The sequence below is a fragment of the Pseudomonas sp. OE 28.3 genome, from assembly GCF_014268205.2.
In the GTDB taxonomy this organism is placed as follows: Bacteria; Pseudomonadota; Gammaproteobacteria; order Pseudomonadales; family Pseudomonadaceae; genus Aquipseudomonas; species Aquipseudomonas edaphica.
Genome location: NZ_CP077082.1, coordinates 710,547 through 728,203 on the forward strand (window position 1 = coordinate 710,547; position 17,657 = coordinate 728,203).

The window sequence follows — 17,657 nt, forward strand, 5'->3', positions numbered from 1 at the left end:
AGGTGATGCGCCAGTGCATGGATGAACGAGGTAGCTAACAGGCGCTTTTGCCCTCTACACTCGGACATTCATTGATACACGGAGGTTTTTTCCATGCGGCGTGTGGTGTTCAATCAAAAAGGCGGCGTTGGCAAGTCCAGCATTGCCTGCAACCTGGCGGCGGTGAGCGCCAGTGAAGGCTATCGGACCCTGTTGGTGGACCTCGATGCACAAGCGAACTCAACTCAGTACCTCACAGGGCTGACCGGCGACGATATCCCGATGGGCATCGCCGACTTCTTCAAGCAAACCCTGTCTTCCGGGCCGTTTTCGAAGAAAAATCAGGTGGATATCTACGAAACGCCATTCGACAACCTGCACGTGATCACTGCGACCGCCGAGCTTGCGGACCTGCAGCCCAAGCTTGAGGCCAAACACAAGATCAACAAGCTGCGAAAGCTGCTGGATGAGTTGAGCGAAGATTACGACCGGATTTACCTGGATACGCCGCCGGCACTGAATTTTTATGCGGTTTCGGCGTTGATTGCCGCTGATCGCGTGCTTATCCCGTTTGATTGCGACAGCTTCTCGCGCCAGGCGTTGTATGGTCTGTTGCGTGAAATCGAAGAATTGAAGGAAGACCACAACGAAGGCCTCGAAGTGGAAGGCATCGTGGTCAACCAGTTCCAGGCCCGTGCGAGCCTGCCGCAGCAGATGCTGGATGAGTTGATTGCCGAAGGTTTGCCGGTACTGCCGGTGTACCTGGCCAGCTCGGTGCGCATGCGCGAGTCGCACCAGGAGAGCAAGCCGCTGATCCACCTGGACCCACGGCACAAGCTGACGTTGCAGTTTGTGGAGCTGCATAACTTGCTGGAAAATGCCTGATCCCAATAGCACCCCAAATCCCCTGTGAACTCATGTGGGAGCTGGCTTGCCTGCGATGCAGACAACTCGGTCTATCAGTTAGACCGAGGTGATGCCATCGCAGGCAAGCCAGCTCCCACATTTGTTTTTGTGTTTCAGCAGGGGGATTTGGATTGTTCCTACGGAGGCTGTAGGAAGGGTCTGGCAAATGGGGTTGTGGGTTGTATCGTTGCCTACAGCTAAGCCAGAATCGCCCGGCTTGTGCGTCTGGATGGGCGTCTCTAAGGTTGGCCGGTCGCTGAATGTTCAGTGATCGGGTTTAGTAGCCCGTGGTGAGACGTACAGCAAATCATTGATCAGGACTGCCCTGTATTTGATGGTGGCTGTACGGAGGGCGCTTTCGAGCGCGCCGGTGAGTCTCCCCGGTCTACTAACCTGCGTACAGCTGCCACCCTCCGTTTAGTAGCGGCTGGTTGCGGCTCCTACCCGGAGACGTTCCATGGTTAACCTTTATTCCGTTGCACCCAACCTCCCTACCGAAACCCTCGTACTCAACAGCTACGAAACCTTCACTTCCGTCCGTACCCTGTTACTCAAGCTGTCCAACGACCTCACCGGCGAGCACCGCGACGTGGCTTTGGCCATTCATCAATTAAGCGAACTCGGCGTAATGCTGGTCGGCCAGATGATGGACCACGAAACCCCCGTAGCCCGAGCTTAAAACGCGGTCAATGTGGGAGCTGGCTTGCCTGCGATGCAGGCAACTCGGTCTATCAGTTAGACCGAGGTGAGGCCATCGCAGGCAAGCCAGCTCCCACAGTTGACCCCGTTGCTTGAGGGGCTGGTTTACACCCCTTGGCTACGCAACCAACTCATCAACTGCGGCAACGGAAACGCGCCACTCTGGCGCGCCACTTCGCGGCCGTTCTTGAACAGAATCAAACTCGGAATCGAGCGAATCCCCAACTGCGCCGACAGCTGCTGATTAGCCTCACTATCCAGCTTGGCCAACCGACATTTACCCTCCAACTGCCCACCCGCCTGCTCAAACACCGGCGCAAACGATTTGCACGGCCCACACCACTCGGCCCACACATCCACCAACAACGGCAGGTCACCCTTGATCTGGCTGGCGTAGTCGCCTTGTTTCAGCTCGAAAGGCTTGTTCAGCAACACAGGCTGCTTGCAGCGCCCGCATTTAGGGGAATCGCCCAGGCGATCGCCAGGGATGCGGTTGAGGCCGTTGCAATGCGGGCAGGGGATTACAAGAGGTTCGGACATGGTGGGCTCCTAGGACGTGGCCAATGGGTTCAATCTGGAGCCGGCAACGAGGTTTATCAAGACCAGGCGAAAAGGATGAAACACTGATCGTTCCCACGCTCCGCGTGGTAATGCATCCCGTGACGCTCCGCGTCACCCGTGCGCAGATGCACTGCAAAAGGCGGGACGCGGAGCGTCCCAGGCGGCATTCCCACGCGGAGCGTGGGAACGATCATCTTACGACGAGCAACTAATCTCCAAATGCTTGCCCCAGTCCGGTGGCCGCTGGGCGTATTGCTCCATCCCGGCCTGTTCCTCAAACGGCTTGCTCAGCACCTCATGCAGTCGCCGCACTTCGCTGTAGTCACCTGACTCGGCAGCCGCGATGGCGTTTTGCGCCAGATAGTTGCGCAGGATGTACAGCGGGTTAACTGCGTGCATGCGTTCACGGCGCTGTGCCTCGCTGTAATCGCCATCCCGTGCGACGCGAGCCTTGTATTGATCAGCCCAGGCATCAAACCCGGCCAGGTCGACAAAGTCATCGCGCAAGCGCGCCACGGCCAGTGCCGCAGACTCATCACCCAGACGGCGGAAGAACAGCGTGTAGTCCACGCCGCTGTTCTGCATCAGTTTCAGCAAGCGTTCCACCAGTGGCTGGTCAGCGTCTTCAGCCGTGGTGAGCCCCAAGCGTCGACGCATCAGGTCCAGGTAGTGCGCCTGATACAGCGGCAGATACAGCCCAAGGGCTTCTTTTAAGGCATCCACACTGATAAACGGCGTCAGCGCCTGGGCCAGCGCGCTCAGGTTCCACTGCCCGATCGGCACTTGGTTGCTGAAGGAGTAGCGCCCTTCATGGTCCGAATGGTTGCAGATGAAGTGCGCGTCAAAATCATCCAGAAACGCAAACGGCCCGAAGTCGAAGGTGATGCCGAGGATCGACATATTGTCGGTGTTCATCACGCCGTGGCAGAAGCCATAGGCCTGCCATTTGGCGATCATCTCGGCATTGCGCTCGACGATTTCGCGGAACATTGCCAGGTACGGTTCGGGCTGTTCGCGGCACTCGGGGTAGTGCAGATTCAACACGTGCTCGGCCAATTCGGCCTGCTGCTCGGGCTTCTTGGTGTAGTAGAAGTATTCGAAATGCCCGAAGCGGATATGGCTGTGAGCCAAGCGCAATACCATGGCGCCGCGCTCTTGTTTCTCGCGCCATACCGGCGTGTCGGAGCCAATCACGCAGAGGGCGCGGCTGCTGGGAATACCCAAGGCATGCAGGGCTTCGGAAGCGAGAAACTCACGAATCGAAGAGCGCAGCACCGCACGCCCATCGCCCATGCGCGAATACGGCGTCATCCCGGCGCCCTTGAGGTGCAAGTCCCAATGCTCGCCGGCCTGGTTGTACACCTCACCCAGCAACAACCCGCGGCCATCGCCCAGTTGCGGGGTATAGCCGCCGAACTGGTGCCCGGAATAGACCATTGCCCGCGGTTCTGCTTCGGCCCACAGTTTGTGCCCGCCAAACAGCTCGGCAAATACCGGCGTTTCGGCCACGGCCGGGTCGAGGTCGAGCAAGGCCATGGCGGCGTCGCTCGCCACCACAAGGCGCGGCGCGTCGAGGGGCTCAGGCAGTACGTGGGTTGAGAACGCGTCGCCCAGGCGTGCGAAGCGGTTGTCGAAGGTCAGTTCGTCGAGGGCTTTCACCGGCCATCTCCAGCAGAATGTCCGAGCATTCTGCTGGGGATAGGGCGTTTAGTCGAGTTTGCTCGGCGGCGGTTCTTGCACGCCGCCGTCGTTGGCGGGTTTGGTCGGTGCGTCGACTTCCACCAGTTTGTATTCCTGGCCGTGGAGGTTCTTGAGGTAGACCTCCATCTGGCGGAACGAGATGTTGATGTGGTGGTTCTTGAACTCGCGGTTGATAAAGCGGTTCACCTCGTCGATCACCGGGTTGCGGTCACCCAGGTCGCGCACGTGCATGCGCAGTTCGTGGTCGAGGGTGCTTTCGCCGAAGTTGAGGAAGTACACATGGGGTTCGGGTTCTTTCAGCACGCGCGGGTTTTCACGCGCGGCCTTGAGCAGCAATTCCTTCACCAGATCCAGATCAGAGCCGTAGTCCACGCCCAGTTTCAGGGTGACGCGGGTGATGGTGTCGGTCAGTGACCAGTTGATCAGTTGCCCGGTGATAAACGTCTTGTTCGGGACAATGATGTCCTTGCGGTCGAAGTCGGTAATCGTGGTGGCGCGGATGCGGATCTTGCTCACCGTGCCCGACAGGTTGCCGATGGTGATGGTGTCGCCGATGCGCACCGGGCGTTCGAACAGGATCATGATGCCGGAGATAAAGTTGGCGAAGATCTCCTGCATACCAAAGCCCAACCCCACCGACAGCGCCGCCACCAGCCATTGCAACTTGTCCCAGCTCACGCCGAGGGTGGACAAGGTGGAGACGAAACCGACGCCGGCGATCACATAGGACAGCAAGGTGGTCGTGGCATAAGCGCTGCCTTGGGCCAGGTCCAGCTTGGACAGCACCAGTACTTCGAGCAGGCCGGGCAGGTTGCGCGCCAGGGCGAAGGTGATGCCGACGATGATCGAGGCGCCGAGCAAGTCGCCGATGCTGATCGGCACCATGCTGATATTGGCACCAGTGCCGCTGGTGTATTCGTAGAGGGTCACGTTGTCCAGGTAGGAGAACACAGTGATCAGGTCTTTCCACACCCAGTACAGCGCGGCGATAAAGCCGCCGAGCAAGGCCAGGCGGATCAGGCGCATGGACTGTTCGTTGACCTGCTCGATGTCCAGGGTCGGTTCTTCGATCACCGCTTCGCCGTCGCCGGCTTCCTTGGCGGCCTGGCGTTTGGCCAGGGCGCGGGCATAGGCCAGGCGTCGTGCAGCAACGCCGAGGCCGCGGACAAAGGTGGCCTCGATGACCAGCCAGAACATCAGCAGGTACAGCGTGTTGATCAGCCGGTCGCTGAGTTTGAGCGCGGTGTAGTAGTAGCCAAAGCACACGGCGATAAACAGCGCGACGGGCAGGGCGGTAAACACCAGGCCCACGGCCTTACGGAACAATGAGGCTTTTTCGTGGGTCGGGCTGTGCAGCAGCAGGCGACTCAGCAGCCAGGCCATCAGCGCGTAGCAGGTCAGCACCACAGCGATACCCAGCACGTCGTCGGCCAGCGCGGCCGGCTGGTGTTCGGCGATGGCCACTACGGCTACCAGCGCCAGCACCACCAGCCCGAGCTTGCGGATCCAGCCCTGGAGGAATTCGACCTGGGGCTTTTCCCAGCGGAAATGCAGTTCGGCCACGCCACCCGGCGCGAGAATCCGGTAGGCGGTGTAGAACACCAGCCACGCTTGGGCGATCAGCAGCAAGGCCGCGCCCAAGTTGGCGTTTTGCCCACGGGCGTCTATTTGCAGCGCGTAGCCGCACAATGCCAGCGCCAGGGCCACCGGCAGCGCCAGCAGGATATTCACCAGGATGGCCACCGGCGTGTGCCATTGGCTGTCGCGCTTGAAGTGGCCAATATCGAGGTGGATCTTTTTCAGGCGCGCGTACAAGGCTTTACGCCGCCACAGCAGTGCGCCAATCAAAAGCAGCAACGGCAAGAACAGCAGCGGGCGCTGGGTCAGGCCGTCATACAGTTCGCTGACGCTCGAAGCCCACGGCAGGGTGGTGACTTGCTTGGTCAGGTGGTCCGGCACGGTTTCCAGCCACTCGGTGTCCAGCGGCTTGTTGCTGGGGATCCAGAACATTTGCTCGTCGAGGGTCGCGCGCAGGTTGGTGGCGGTGCTGAGCAGTTGTTTCTGGTTCAGTTGCAGGGTGATAGATTCGTTCAGCAGCGCGCTCAGCTCACGGCTCAGGCGTTCGAGCAGGTCGCTGCGAGTGATCGCCAGTTCCAGCAAAGTGCGGCGCAATTGTGGCGTCACGTCATCCGGCGACTGGTTGGCCAGCAGGCTATCCACATAGGTGCTGGGCGTACTGATCAGTTCGCGTTGCTGGTTGACCTCGAACTGGTACAGGCGAATGTTGGCGATGTCGTCCGCCAGGTTGCGGTCGACGGTAAGACGCGGCAGCGCCTGTTTTTGTTTGTAGAGGATTTTGGAGAGCAGCAGGCTGCCCTTGAGCACATTGATCTGCTCGTCCAGGGCCGAGTCGCTTTGGGTGACGGTGTCCAGTTGCTGCTTGGTCTGCAGGTTTTTCTGGGTCAGGTCATTGAGGCGGTCAGTGCTTTTGAGCAGGTAGTCGGAGAGCTTGAGGTTGGCCGCGCTTTCGGTCGCGAGCAGGCTGCTGCCGCCGGCCTTTTGCGCTTCGATGGACTGCTGGGTCACGGTCTGCTGGGACTGGGCCAGGCGTTTCTGGTTGATCAGGGTTTGCAGGTCCTGGATCTCTTGTTCCAGGCGCGCGGTCTTTTCCACCACCAGGTCATGCTGGCTGTTGCCCAGGTCTTGCAGTTGGCTGTTGCCGGCCAGTTCCTGGCGGCGCAGCGGGATCAGGGCATTAAGGGCCGCAAGTTCGGCATTCAATTGGTTGCGCTGGTCGCCGCTGAGGGTTTTGCCGTTGTCTTTACCAGCCTTGAGGATCGAATTGATCTGCTGGATGCGCGTCTGGCTGCTGCTGATTTCGGTCTGGGCGCGCTCTGGACGGGTTTGGGCGGCGATGGTCAGGCTGTTGGCGTCGGCCAACTCTTTTTGCAGGTCGCCTTGCTGGGTGCTGCGCTGCACGAGCAATTGCTCAAGTTGCGGCACGGGCAGCGAGGCATAGCGTTGGGCCACGGGGACAATTTTAGTCGCCTTGAGCCGCACCAATTCACGCTGGTTGTCGGTGGTCTGGCGCGGGGCGTCTGCCAGCTGGCGCTTGAGGTCGGCCAGGCGCTGCTCGTAATCCTGCTTGTTGCCCAGGTACGTCAACGTCTGTTGCAGGATGCTCTGCAACGCCTTCATGTCGGCGTCGGGCAGCTTGCGGTCGGGCAGCTTGTCCAGGCTTTGCTGGATGGCGTCGGTGCTGGGCGGGTCGGCGGCGTAGACGTTGCCCACGCAGAGGGTCAGGCCCAGCAGGGCAGTGGCTAAAAAGGTGCGCAGTAGGGTCATGGATACCGGTCGAGCAAGGTAAAGAGGCTGGTGGCGTGGCGCCATAGCCTCGCAGTTTAGAGGAAGAGTCCAGGGCCTGGACGACTTCCTTCGGGGAATTTGACGCCGACTTTTCCGATCTTGTTCCCGTCCATGACCGCGACGGTCCAGATTGTGTTGTTCCACTCCACCTGGTCGCCGACGATGGGCGCGCCGCCGACCTTTTGGGTGATGAAGCTGCTGAGCGGCATATCCGGGTCGATGCCGTCGAGCTTAAGCCCGTACAGGGCGGAGACCGCGCCCAGCTGGGCGTCGCCTTCGAGCACGAAATCGCCGAAGAAACGCAGGTCGAGGCCGCGCTGCGGTGCCTGGCTGAACAGCTTGCCGAGGGCCGGCAGGTTGTGTTCGTGGCCGATCACGCAGAGTAAATCGTCGACTTCCAGCACCGTACTACCCGACGGATGGAGCAGTTGCTGACCACGGAACAGCGCGGCGATGCGCGTGCCTTCGGGCATTTTCAGCTCGCGCAGGGCGGCGCCGATGCACCATTTTTCCGCGCCCAGGCGGTAGACGAACAGCTCCCACTCGCTGGTGACGTGCACTTCCAGCGCGGCGCGGGAGATGGGCGCCGGTTCCGGCGGCACGGTGACCTTCAGCAATTTGGCCACCCACGGCAGGCTGGTGCCTTGCACCAGCAGCGACACCAGCACAATAAAGAACGCCAGGTTGAAGTACAGCTGCGCGTGCGGCAGGCCGGCCATCAGCGGGAACACCGCCAGAATGATCGGCACCGCGCCGCGCAAGCCGACCCAGGCGATAAAGGCTTTTTCGCGGCCGTGGAAGGCCTTGAACGGCAGCAGGCCGACCATCACCGACAGCGGCCGCGCAAACAGGATCATCCACAACGCCAGGCCCAGTGCCGGCAGGGCGATGGGCAGCAGGTCATGGGGTGTGACCAGCAGGCCCAGCACCAGGAACATGCCGATCTGTGCCAGCCACGCCATGCCATCGAGCATATGCAAAATGCCATGACGGCTGCGCACCGGGCGGTTGCCGATCACCAGCCCGCACAGGTACACGGCGAGGAAGCCGCTGCCGTGCAGGGCATTGGTCAGGGCGAACACCACCAGGCCACCGGCGATCACCAGGATCGGGTACAGGCCGGTGGCCAGGTTGATGCGGTTGACCATTTGCAGCATCAGCCAGCCGCCGCCCAGGCCGACGATGCCGCCGATGCCGAATTCGCGAATCAGGTGAGCCAGCAAGCTCCAGTGCAGGCCGGTCTGGCCGCTGGCCAGCATGTCGATCAGGGTGACGGTGAGGAATACCGCCATCGGGTCGTTGCTGCCGGATTCGATTTCCAGGCTGGCGGTGACCCGCTCGTTCAGGCCCTTGCCGCCCAGCAGTGAGAACACGGCTGCGGCGTCCGTGGAGCCAACAATCGCGCCGATCAGCAAGCCTTGGATGATATTGAGGTCGAACAGCCAGGCCGCCGCCATGCCGGTGAGGCCGGTGGTGATCAACACCCCCACCGTGGCCAGCGACAACGCCGGCCAGAGTGCCACGCGAAAACTCGCCACCCGTGTGCGCAAACCGCCGTCGAGCAGGATCACGGCCAATGCGAGGTTGCCCACCAGGTACGCGGTTGGGTAGTTATCGAAGATGATGCCGCCGCCATCGACGCCGGCGGCCATGCCCACCGCCAGGATGATCACCAGAATCGGGATCCCTAAGCGCGAGGAAAGAGAACTCACCAGAATGCTCGCACCCACCAGCAACGCGCCGATCAAGAACAGGCTGTTGATGGTCGTTGCATTCAAAGGCAGTACTCCAGAGCGGGGAAGACGGGGCGCAAACTGACCATGCAGTCTGCGTGCCAGCGATTCTAACCTGTTGAATTGCTGTGCTGTCAAAAGATCGTTCCCACGCTCTGCGTGGGAATGCCTCGTTGGACGCTCTGCGTCCGCTGTCAATGTGTGAGCTGGCTTGCCTGCGATAGCGGTGTATCAGTCACTGGGGTTATTGACTGTTAGATTGCTATCGCAGGCAAGCCAGCTCCCACAAGGGATCACTGGTGTCAGTTAGAGCCTGAAGCGCCCCACCATCCCATTCAGGTCCACCGCCAAGCGCGACAACTCACTGCTCGCCGCACTGGTCTGGCTGGCACCCGTGGCCGACTGCACCGACAAATCACGAATATTCACCAGGTTACGGTCCACTTCCCGCGCCACTTGCGCCTGCTCTTCGGCCGCGCTGGCGATCACCAGGTTGCGTTCGTTGATCTCCACAATCGCAGTGTTGATGGTGTCCAGCGACATTCCCGCGCCTTTGGCGATGTTCAACGTCGACTCCGCACGTTCGGTGCTGTTGCGCATCGAATCCACCGCATGCTCGGTGCCGGCCTGAATGCTGCCGATCATCCGCTCGATCTCGCTGGTCGACTGCTGGGTGCGATGGGCCAGCGCGCGCACTTCATCGGCCACCACGGCAAACCCGCGACCGGCTTCACCGGCGCGTGCCGCTTCAATCGCGGCGTTCAGGGCCAGCAGGTTGGTCTGGTCGGCCAGGCCGCGAATCACGTCGAGCACTTTGCCGATATCGCGGGACTCATTGGCCAGGTCGCCAATCAAGGTGGCGGTGGCTTGCACATCGCCGCTCATGCGCTCGATGGCGCTGACGGTTTCCTGTACCAGGTCACGGCCGTCACCGGCAGAGGTGGTGGCGTTGCGCGAGGCTTCGGAGGTGCTCACCGCGTTGCGCGCGACTTCTTCAACGGCACTGGTCATCTCGTTGACGGCGGTGGCGGCTTGCTCGATTTCATTGTTCTGCTGGGTCAGGCCACGGGCACTTTCGTCGGTGACGGCATTCAGTTCTTCTGCCGCGGACGCAAGCTGGGTCGCGGAGCCAGCGATGCGTTGCAGGGTGTCGCGCAGCTTGTCCTGCATCTTGGCCATGGCAGCGAGCAGGCGGCCGGCTTCATCGTTGCCATCAACCTTGATCGGGCGTGTGAGGTTGCCTTCAGCGACTTCTTCGGCGGCTTCCAGGGCCTGGGCAATGGGCAGCGTGATGCTGCGGGTCAGCAGCCAGGCGAACAGCAGGGTCAGCGCGGTGGCAATGATCAGCAGGCCCACTACCAGATCAAAGGCCATGTCGTATTGGTCTTTGGCTTCTTGGTTGGTGGCGTTGGCCATTTGGTTGTTGATGTCCAGCAGGCGCGTGAGCACCGCGTTGACTTGCTCGGAATTACTCAGTAATTCGGTGTTGAGCAAGGCGCGCAGCTCATCAATCTGGTTGGCGCGTGACAGGCTCTTCATGCGCTCCTCGATCTGATGGTACTGGCCGAGCAAACGTACGTATTCGTTGTAGGTGGCGCGCTCTTCGCTGCTTTCTATAAGTTTTTCGTAGACGCCTTGGGCGGCACGAATCTGCTGGTTGCGCAGCTCAAAGGCTTCCAGGGTTTTTTGCTGCACGTCCGGCTCGCGGTTGGTCAGCAGGCGGTACGACAGCACGCGCAGGCGCAGGGTCAGCTGGGTGAATTCGTCGAGGGCGCGAATGCTCGGCACGCTGGACTGGGTGATGTCTTCGGTGGCTGCGCGAATTTTGCTCATCTGGTTCAAGGCGAACACACCGAGAAACAACATCAGCGCGCCAATAAACGCAAAGCCAAGGAAAGCCCTCGGAGCGATATTCATATTACGAAGAGACATGCGGGAGTCCTGGGGAGAAGCGCGATCCGTGCGGCCATGAGACGAGGTGTGCATTGCGTATCGGCCATGCGACTAAAGTCTTAAGGGGGCGCGCGCTTTTGTCGCATCTGACGAGGGGTTGGACGGATTCAGGAACCAGATCGGGTAAATGCAGTCACTAAGGCTCGAAAGTGCGGCCCGGCCCTTAAAAAACGGGCTGCCTGCCGGGGATAACCCTGGCATCCGAGGTGAATTTTCTTTATCGTCACCGCCCTTTGAAAATGCCCGAGAAATCAAAATGTTAGAAGCATCCCTCAGCCAGCTTGAACAGCTGGTCACTGACCTCGTACAACAAAACCAAGACCTGCTCGGCAGCAATGAAGCCCTGAAGGCGGAACTGGCCCGCGCCAAGGATGAAAACGACAGCCTGCAACTGAACCTGATGGAACAGGAAGAAAAACATGGCGCCACCGCCGCGCGTATCCAGGCGCTGGTTGAGCGTGTGAGCGCAGGGCCTGTCGGCGCATGAATGAAGGGATAAAGGTCGTTTCGATTCTCGGAGAGGATTACTCGATCAAGGCGCCGCAAGGGGAGGATCAAACCCTGATGCACGCCGTGACCATGCTCAAGGCCTCCCTGGCCACCACCAAGAAAAAGTACCCGACCCTGATCGGTGACAAATTATTGGTACTGGCTGCGCTGAACCTGTGCGCCGAGCAGATCGACATGCAAAAGCATCACCAGCAGGAACTCGACCGTTACCAAGAGCAAGTCAGCGCCACGGTCGAAGTGATATCCAAGGCGATCGGAACGCCTTAGAACCATGCGTCCTGCATGCCCAGGCACGTGTCATCGCGTGCCTCCAGAATCGCCAGTTCATGATGGCAGCTCGGTACTTCCCAGGTCAGGAAGTACCGGGCGGCCTGGAGCTTGCCTTTATAAAAGGCCACATCGGCCGCATTCCCCTTGGCCAAACCTTCCTCGGCGCGAATCGCCTGCTCCAGCCAGCGCCAGCCAATCACCGTGTGCCCGAACACCTTCAAGTACAGTGCCGAGTTCGCCAGGCTGCTGTTGACCTTGCCGTGGGCGAGATCCGTCAGCAGGCCAATCGTCACGCTTTGCAGGCGGCTGACCAATTGCTCCAGCGGTGCGCGCAGGGCCGTCAGTGAGGCGTATTCCTGAGCCCGAGCGCCGGTTTCGGCGATCAGGCGGATCAGTTGCTTCAAGCCCGCGCCGCCGTTTTGCGCGAGCTTGCGCCCGAGCAAATCCAGGGACTGGATGCCGTGGGTGCCTTCATGGATCGGGTTCAGGCGGTTATCGCGGTAGTACTGCTCCACCGGGTATTCGCGGGTGTAGCCGTGGCCGCCGAGGATCTGGATTGCCAGTTCGTTGGCCTTGAGGCAGAACTCCGATGGCCAGGACTTGACGATGGGTGTGAGCAGATCGAGCAGTTCGTGGGCGTGCTTGCGCTCGGCTTCGGTTTCCAGCGTGGTGGTGTCGTCAAACAACCGAGCCGCGTACAGGCCCAGGTCGAAGGCGCCTTCCACATAGGCTTTCTGGATCAACAGCATGCGCTTGATATCGGCGTGCTGGATAATCGAAACCGGCGCGGTGCTCGGGTCTTTGCTGTCAGGCAGGCGACCTTGCGGGCGTTCGCGGGCGTATTCCAGTGAATAGAGGTAACCGGCGTAACCCAGCATCACCGCACCCATGCCCACGCCGATGCGTGCCTCGTTCATCATCTGGAACATGCAACTCAAGCCCTGATGGGGTTTGCCCACCAGATAGCCGACGCAGTTGCCGTTATCGCCGAAGTTAAGCGCTGTGGACGTGGTGCCCCGCCAGCCCATCTTGTGAAACAGCCCGGCCAGCAGCACGTCGTTACGTGCGCCCAGGCTGCCATCCTCGTTGACCAGGAATTTGGGCACGATAAACAGCGAAATGCCCTTCACCCCAGGCGGCGCGTCCGGCAGCTTGGCCAGCACCATATGCACGATGTTTTCCGACAGCGGGTGGTCGCCGCCGGAGATGAAGATCTTGTTGCCCTTGAGTCGATACGTGCCGTCGGACGCAGGCTCTGCGCGGGTACGAATATCCGACAGCGACGAGCCGGCATGTGGCTCGGTGAGGGCCATGGTGCCGAAGAAGCGGCCTTCGATCATCGGCTGCAGGAAGCGCTGTTTTTGCGCCTCGGTGCCGAAGCTTTCGATCAGGTTGGCGGCGCCCATGGTCAGGAACGGGTAGGACGTTGACGCTGCGTTGGCCGACTGAAAGTGCGCGAAACAGGCTTGGGAGAGCAGGGTAGGCAACTGCATGCCCCCGGCTTCGAAACTGCGGGCAGCGTTCAGAAAGCCCGCTTCCAGAAAAGCGTCCACGGCGGGTTTGACTTCAGGGATCAGGATCGCCTGGCCATCTTCGTAGCGCGGTTCGTTTTCGTCATTTTTGCGGTTGTGCGGCGCGAAATACTTCTCGGCAATGCTGCGCGCCGTGCTGATGGCGGCGTCGAAGGTTTCACGGTTGTGCTCGGCAAACCGCTCGCGCTGGGTCAGGCCCTCGGCATCGAGGACTTCGTACAGCTCGAAAGCCAGATTGCGGGAACTGAGCAGCGTCTCGGACATGGCGGCTTACCTTTGAAGGGAATGGCCTGAGTCTAAGTGCGCGAATAGAGGCTGGATAGCAAGATTGATTTGCGTGATGGAGGGGCAGAACGCGGGCGAAAGGTTGGATGCGGTCAATGTGGGAGCTGGCTTGCCCGCGATGAGGCCGTGCCAGCTGACATCTAAGTCACTGGCCCACCGCTATCGCAGGCAAGCCAGCTCCCACATGAGTTAACCGATGGTCATCAGGCTCGCGTTACCACCCGCCGCAGCGGTGTTAACGCTCAATGCCCGCTCGATCACCAGGCGCTCCAGCGCAATCGCCGTCTCACCTTGCGACAAGCCGTGCACCCCGACAATCGCGCCACCGCGCTGCGCCACTTGCTGGCACACCGCACGCAGTTGGTCGGAATCACCGTGGTGCACAACGGCGTCGAACACCACCTCATCCTTGGTCCAGTCAGCCACACGCTTGATCTTCGCCTGAACTTCCCTCGGCAGGCGTGGGAACAAGGCTTTGGTCAGGTCAGTTTCCGGCCATACCGCCGAGCCACCAACCGCCAATACCGCCGCCAGTTGCGTCAGCAGGTCGCCTTCCACTTCCGCCAGGCACAACACGTGCTCGCGGGGCAGGATGGCATAGCTGTTGCGCTCGCCGGTCGGGCCGGCCAGTTGGCGGGTGATACCGCTTTGCGACTGTGCGGCAAACTGGCTGCACAGGGCGCTCAGGTCGCTGAACGTGTTGCTGTCGGCCCAGGTTTTCAGGGTGGTCAGCGGTTGGCTCATGGCGTCGCGCAGGCGCACGTCCGGTGCAGCCAGCTTGTCGCCGCGCACGAAGGATTGCTCGATGGCATCCGTAGGGCGAGTCGACAGCAGGCGGTACAGGTACAGCGGACCGCCAGCTTTCGGGCCAGTACCCGACAAACCTTCGCCGCCGAACGGCTGCACGCCGACCACGGCACCAACGATGTTGCGGTTCACATAGACGTTACCGGCATGCACATTGTCGATCACCTTGGCGATGGTCTCGTCGATGCGCGTGTGCACGCCCAGGGTCAGGCCGTAGCCGGAGGCATTGATCTGGCCGATCAACTGGTCGATCTCTTTGCGCTTGTAGCGCACCACGTGCAGTACCGGGCCGAAGATCTCGCGTTGCAGCTCGTCGAAGCTTTCCAGCTCGATCAGGGTTGGCATCACGAAGGTGCCGCGCTTGATCTCTTCGCCGTCGGCGATCGCCACCTGGTACACGTTGCGGCCTTTGTCGCGCATGGCCTGGATGTGTTTCTCGATGCCGGCCTTGGCTTCGGCGTCGATCACCGGGCCGATATCCACCGACAGGCGCTCCGGGTTACCCAGGCGGCATTCAGCCATGGCGCCCTTGAGCATTTCGATCACGCGGTCGGCCGAATCTTCCTGCAGGCACAGTACGCGCAGGGCCGAGCAACGCTGGCCAGCGCTGTCGAAGGCCGAGGAAACGACGTCGATCACCACTTGTTCGGTGAGCGCCGAAGAGTCGACGATCATCGCGTTCTGGCCACCGGTTTCGGCGATCAGCGGGATCGGGCGGCCCTGGGCATCCAGGCGACCGGCGACATTGCGTTGCAGCAGGCGCGCCACTTCGGTGGAACCGGTAAACATCACGCCTTTGACGCGATCATCACCGACCAGACGGGCACCGACGGTTTCGCCCTGGCCCGGCAGCAGTTGCAGCACGCCTTCCGGGATACCGGCTTCGAGCAGGATACGCACGGCCTGTGCGGCCACCAGTGGGGTTTGTTCGGCCGGCTTGGCCAGTACCGGGTTACCGGCGGCCAGTGCAGCGGCCACTTGACCGCTGAAGATTGCCAGCGGGAAGTTCCACGGGCTGATGCAGACCACTGGGCCGAGGGGGCGGTGGGCATCGTTGGTGAAATCGTTGCGCGCCTGCACCGCGTAGTAACGCAGGAAGTCCACGGCTTCGCGCACTTCTGCGATGGCATTGGCGAAGGTTTTGCCGGCTTCACGGGCCAGCAGGCCCATCAGCGGCTGGATCTCGCCTTCCATCAAGTCGGCGGCGCGCTCCAGGATCGCGGCACGTTCGGCGGGCGGCGTGGCCTGCCAGATCGGGCCGGCGTTGATGGCGCACTGGATCGCATTGTCGACGTCTTCGACGGTGGCTTCCTGTACATGGCCCACCACATCACGCAGATCGGACGGGTTCAGCACCGCTGCAGCGGCTTCATTACTGGAAGCGCAGCCCAGCATCGGCGCGGCTTTCCAGTTGTTGTGCGCGGTGGCCAGCAGTGCGCAAGACAGCGACGCCAAGCGATGTTCGTTGGCCAGGTCGATACCGGCCGAGTTGGCGCGGTCGCTGCCATACAGGTCACGCGGCAGCGGGATACGCGGGTGCGGCAGGCCGAAGCCGCCTTCCAGCGTGGCCATCTGCTCGATGTTGGCCACTGGGTCGGCCACCAGCTCCTGAATCGAGATGGTGTGGTCGGCAATGCGGTTGACGAATGAGGTGTTGGCGCCGTTTTCCAGCAGGCGACGCACCAGGTACGCCAGCAATGTTTCGTGGGTGCCGACCGGAGCGTACACGCGGCACGGACGGTTCAGCTTGCCCTCGGAAACCTTGCCTACAACCTGCTCGTACAGCGGTTCGCCCATGCCGTGCAGGCACTGGAACTCGTACTGGCCGGGGTAATAGTTTTGACCGGCGATATGGTAAATGGCCGACAGCGTGTGGGCGTTGTGCGTGGCGAACTGCGGGTAGATGACTTCCGGCACCGACAGCAGTTTGCGTGCGCAGGCAATGTAGGAAACGTCGGTGTACACCTTGCGGGTGTACACCGGGTAGCCTTCCAGGCCTTCGACCTGGGCGCGCTTGATTTCGCTGTCCCAGTACGCGCCTTTTACCAGGCGGATCATCAGGCGATGGCGGCTGCGGCGCGCCAGGTCGATCACGTAGTCGATCACATACGGGCAACGCTTCTGGTAGGCCTGGATCACGAAGCCGATGCCGTTCCAGCCGGTCAGTTGCGGCTCGAAGCACAGGCGTTCCAGCAGGTCGAGCGACAGCTCCAGGCGGTCGGCCTCTTCGGCGTCGATGTTCAGGCCGATGTCGTATTGCTTGGCCAGCAAGGTCAGCGACAGCAGGCGCGGGTACAGCTCGTCCATCACGCGCTCGTACTGCGCACGGCTGTAACGCGGGTGCAGTGCCGAGAGTTTGATGGAGATGCCCGGGCCTTCATAAATCCCACGGCCGTGGGAGGCTTTGCCGATGGAGTGAATGGCTTGTTCGTACGAGGCCAGGTACTTCTGGGCGTCGTGTTCGGTCAGCGCGGCTTCACCGAGCATGTCGTAGGAATAGCGGAAACCCTTGGCTTCGAACTTGCTCGCATTGGCCAGGGCTTCGGCGATGGTTTCGCCGGTGACGAACTGCTCGCCCATCAGGCGCATGGCCATGTCGACGCCCTTGCGGATCATCGGCTCGCCGCTCTTGCCGATGATGCGGCTCAGGGACGAGGTCAAGCCCGCTTCGTTATGGGTGGCGACCAGTTTGCCGGTCAGCAGCAAGCCCCAGGTGGCCGCGTTAACGAACAGCGATGGGCTGTTGCCCAAGTGCGGCTGCCAGTTGCCGGTGCTGATCTTGTCGCGGATCAGCGCGTCGCGGGTGCCCTTGTCCGGGATGCGCAGCAGCGCTTCGGCCAGGCACATCAGCGCTACGCCTTCCTGGGACGACAGGGAGAATTCTTGCAGCAAGCCCTGAACAATACCGGCACGGCCGCCAGCACTTTTTTGGTTGCGCAGTTTTTCGGCAATCGAGGCGGCCAGCTTGTTGGTGGCCTCGGCCATTGGCTGCGGCAGGCGCGCCTGCTCGATCAGCATCGGCACCACTTCCGGCTCCGGGCGGCGGTAAGCGGCGGTGATCGAGGCGCGCAATACCGATTGCGGCAGAATGCTTTCGGCAAACTCCAGGAAGCACTGGTGGGCGTGGTCAGGTTGCACTTCGCCGGCGTCTTCAGCGTCCTTGCTGCCCGAGCCATTGAGCTCAGTCAGGGTTGCACCACCCTCGAGTTTCTCCAGGTAATTGAAAATCGCCTGCTTGATCAGCCAGTGCGGCGTGCGATCAATGGAGGTCGCGGCTGCCTTGAGGCGTTCGCGGGTCGGGTCGTCGAGTTTGACCCCAAGGGTGGTCGTTGCCATCTTTTTATCCTCATGGGTG

Annotated in this window: 11 protein-coding genes; 4 read left to right on the top strand and 7 right to left on the bottom strand. The window is 61.2% G+C overall.

Going from position 1 to position 17,657, the window contains the following annotated elements; translation table 11 throughout:
• Positions 1-93 precede the first annotated feature (93 nt).
• Together HU759_RS03120 and HU759_RS03125 are read left to right on the top strand one after the other, a co-directional pair.
• On the top strand, positions 94-864 hold the full coding sequence (locus HU759_RS03120) for a ParA family protein (protein WP_017138539.1): 771 nt from the start codon (positions 94-96) through the stop codon (positions 862-864).
• Positions 865-1,342: 478 nt separating this feature from the next.
• Positions 1,343-1,564, top strand: a complete 222-nt coding sequence (locus HU759_RS03125; RefSeq protein WP_099548066.1) for a DUF6124 family protein — start codon at positions 1,343-1,345, stop codon at positions 1,562-1,564.
• A 125-nt stretch (positions 1,565-1,689) separates the two neighbouring features.
• Here HU759_RS03125 and trxC read toward each other — a convergent pair whose 3' ends face one another.
• The 5 genes from trxC to HU759_RS03150 form a co-directional block, all read right to left on the bottom strand.
• Entirely contained in the window at positions 1,690-2,124 is a 435-nt protein-coding gene (gene trxC, locus HU759_RS03130; RefSeq protein WP_186617933.1) for a thioredoxin TrxC, read from the bottom strand.
• Between the two features lie 216 nt (positions 2,125-2,340).
• Positions 2,341-3,804, bottom strand: coding sequence for a protein adenylyltransferase SelO (locus HU759_RS03135; protein WP_169986569.1), 1,464 nt, complete (start codon positions 3,802-3,804; stop codon positions 2,341-2,343).
• Positions 3,805-3,852: 48 nt separating this feature from the next.
• Positions 3,853-7,191, bottom strand: a complete 3,339-nt coding sequence (gene mscK / locus HU759_RS03140; protein ID WP_017138535.1) for a mechanosensitive channel MscK — start codon at positions 7,189-7,191, stop codon at positions 3,853-3,855.
• Between the two features lie 56 nt (positions 7,192-7,247).
• Positions 7,248-8,990, bottom strand: a complete 1,743-nt coding sequence (locus HU759_RS03145; RefSeq protein ID WP_017138534.1) for a potassium/proton antiporter — start codon at positions 8,988-8,990, stop codon at positions 7,248-7,250.
• A 261-nt stretch (positions 8,991-9,251) separates the two neighbouring features.
• A complete protein-coding gene (locus HU759_RS03150; RefSeq protein ID WP_017138533.1) occupies positions 9,252-10,877 on the bottom strand; it encodes a methyl-accepting chemotaxis protein in 1,626 nt (541 codons plus the stop codon).
• Between the two features lie 277 nt (positions 10,878-11,154).
• Here HU759_RS03150 and HU759_RS03155 point away from each other — a divergent pair, with 277 nt between their 5' ends.
• Together HU759_RS03155 and HU759_RS03160 are read left to right on the top strand one after the other, a co-directional pair.
• Positions 11,155-11,385, top strand: a complete 231-nt coding sequence (locus HU759_RS03155; protein ID WP_017138532.1) for a hypothetical protein — start codon at positions 11,155-11,157, stop codon at positions 11,383-11,385.
• Positions 11,382-11,675 carry a cell division protein ZapA gene (locus tag HU759_RS03160; RefSeq protein ID WP_017138531.1) on the top strand — a complete coding sequence of 98 codons (294 nt, stop codon included), beginning with the start codon at positions 11,382-11,384 and terminating at the stop codon, positions 11,673-11,675. The genes HU759_RS03155 and HU759_RS03160 overlap by 4 nt, the downstream gene beginning before the upstream one ends.
• Here the strand turns inward: HU759_RS03160 and HU759_RS03165 are convergent.
• Both HU759_RS03165 and putA read right to left on the bottom strand, forming a co-directional pair.
• Positions 11,672-13,474 (bottom strand): acyl-CoA dehydrogenase, encoded by a 1,803-nt coding sequence (locus tag HU759_RS03165; protein ID WP_186617931.1) that lies wholly within the window; start codon positions 13,472-13,474, stop codon positions 11,672-11,674. The genes HU759_RS03160 and HU759_RS03165 overlap by 4 nt on opposite strands.
• Before the next feature lie 210 nt (positions 13,475-13,684).
• Positions 13,685-17,638 (bottom strand): trifunctional transcriptional regulator/proline dehydrogenase/L-glutamate gamma-semialdehyde dehydrogenase, encoded by a 3,954-nt coding sequence (gene putA / locus HU759_RS03170; protein WP_017138529.1) that lies wholly within the window; start codon positions 17,636-17,638, stop codon positions 13,685-13,687.
• Positions 17,639-17,657: the final 19 nt, after the last annotated feature.

Coding starts and splice junctions, on each gene's coding strand:
- HU759_RS03125 (WP_099548066.1), top strand. CDS start 1,343: ATGGTTAACCTTTATTCCGTTGCACCCAACCTCCCTACCGAAACCCTC.
- HU759_RS03120 (WP_017138539.1), top strand. CDS start 94: ATGCGGCGTGTGGTGTTCAATCAAAAAGGCGGCGTTGGCAAGTCCAGC.
- putA (WP_017138529.1), bottom strand. CDS start 17,638: ATGGCAACGACCACCCTTGGGGTCAAACTCGACGACCCGACCCGCGAA.
- HU759_RS03165 (WP_186617931.1), bottom strand. CDS start 13,474: ATGTCCGAGACGCTGCTCAGTTCCCGCAATCTGGCTTTCGAGCTGTAC.
- HU759_RS03155 (WP_017138532.1), top strand. CDS start 11,155: ATGTTAGAAGCATCCCTCAGCCAGCTTGAACAGCTGGTCACTGACCTC.
- mscK (WP_017138535.1), bottom strand. CDS start 7,191: ATGACCCTACTGCGCACCTTTTTAGCCACTGCCCTGCTGGGCCTGACC.
- trxC (WP_186617933.1), bottom strand. CDS start 2,124: ATGTCCGAACCTCTTGTAATCCCCTGCCCGCATTGCAACGGCCTCAAC.
- HU759_RS03150 (WP_017138533.1), bottom strand. CDS start 10,877: ATGTCTCTTCGTAATATGAATATCGCTCCGAGGGCTTTCCTTGGCTTT.
- HU759_RS03160 (WP_017138531.1), top strand. CDS start 11,382: ATGAATGAAGGGATAAAGGTCGTTTCGATTCTCGGAGAGGATTACTCG.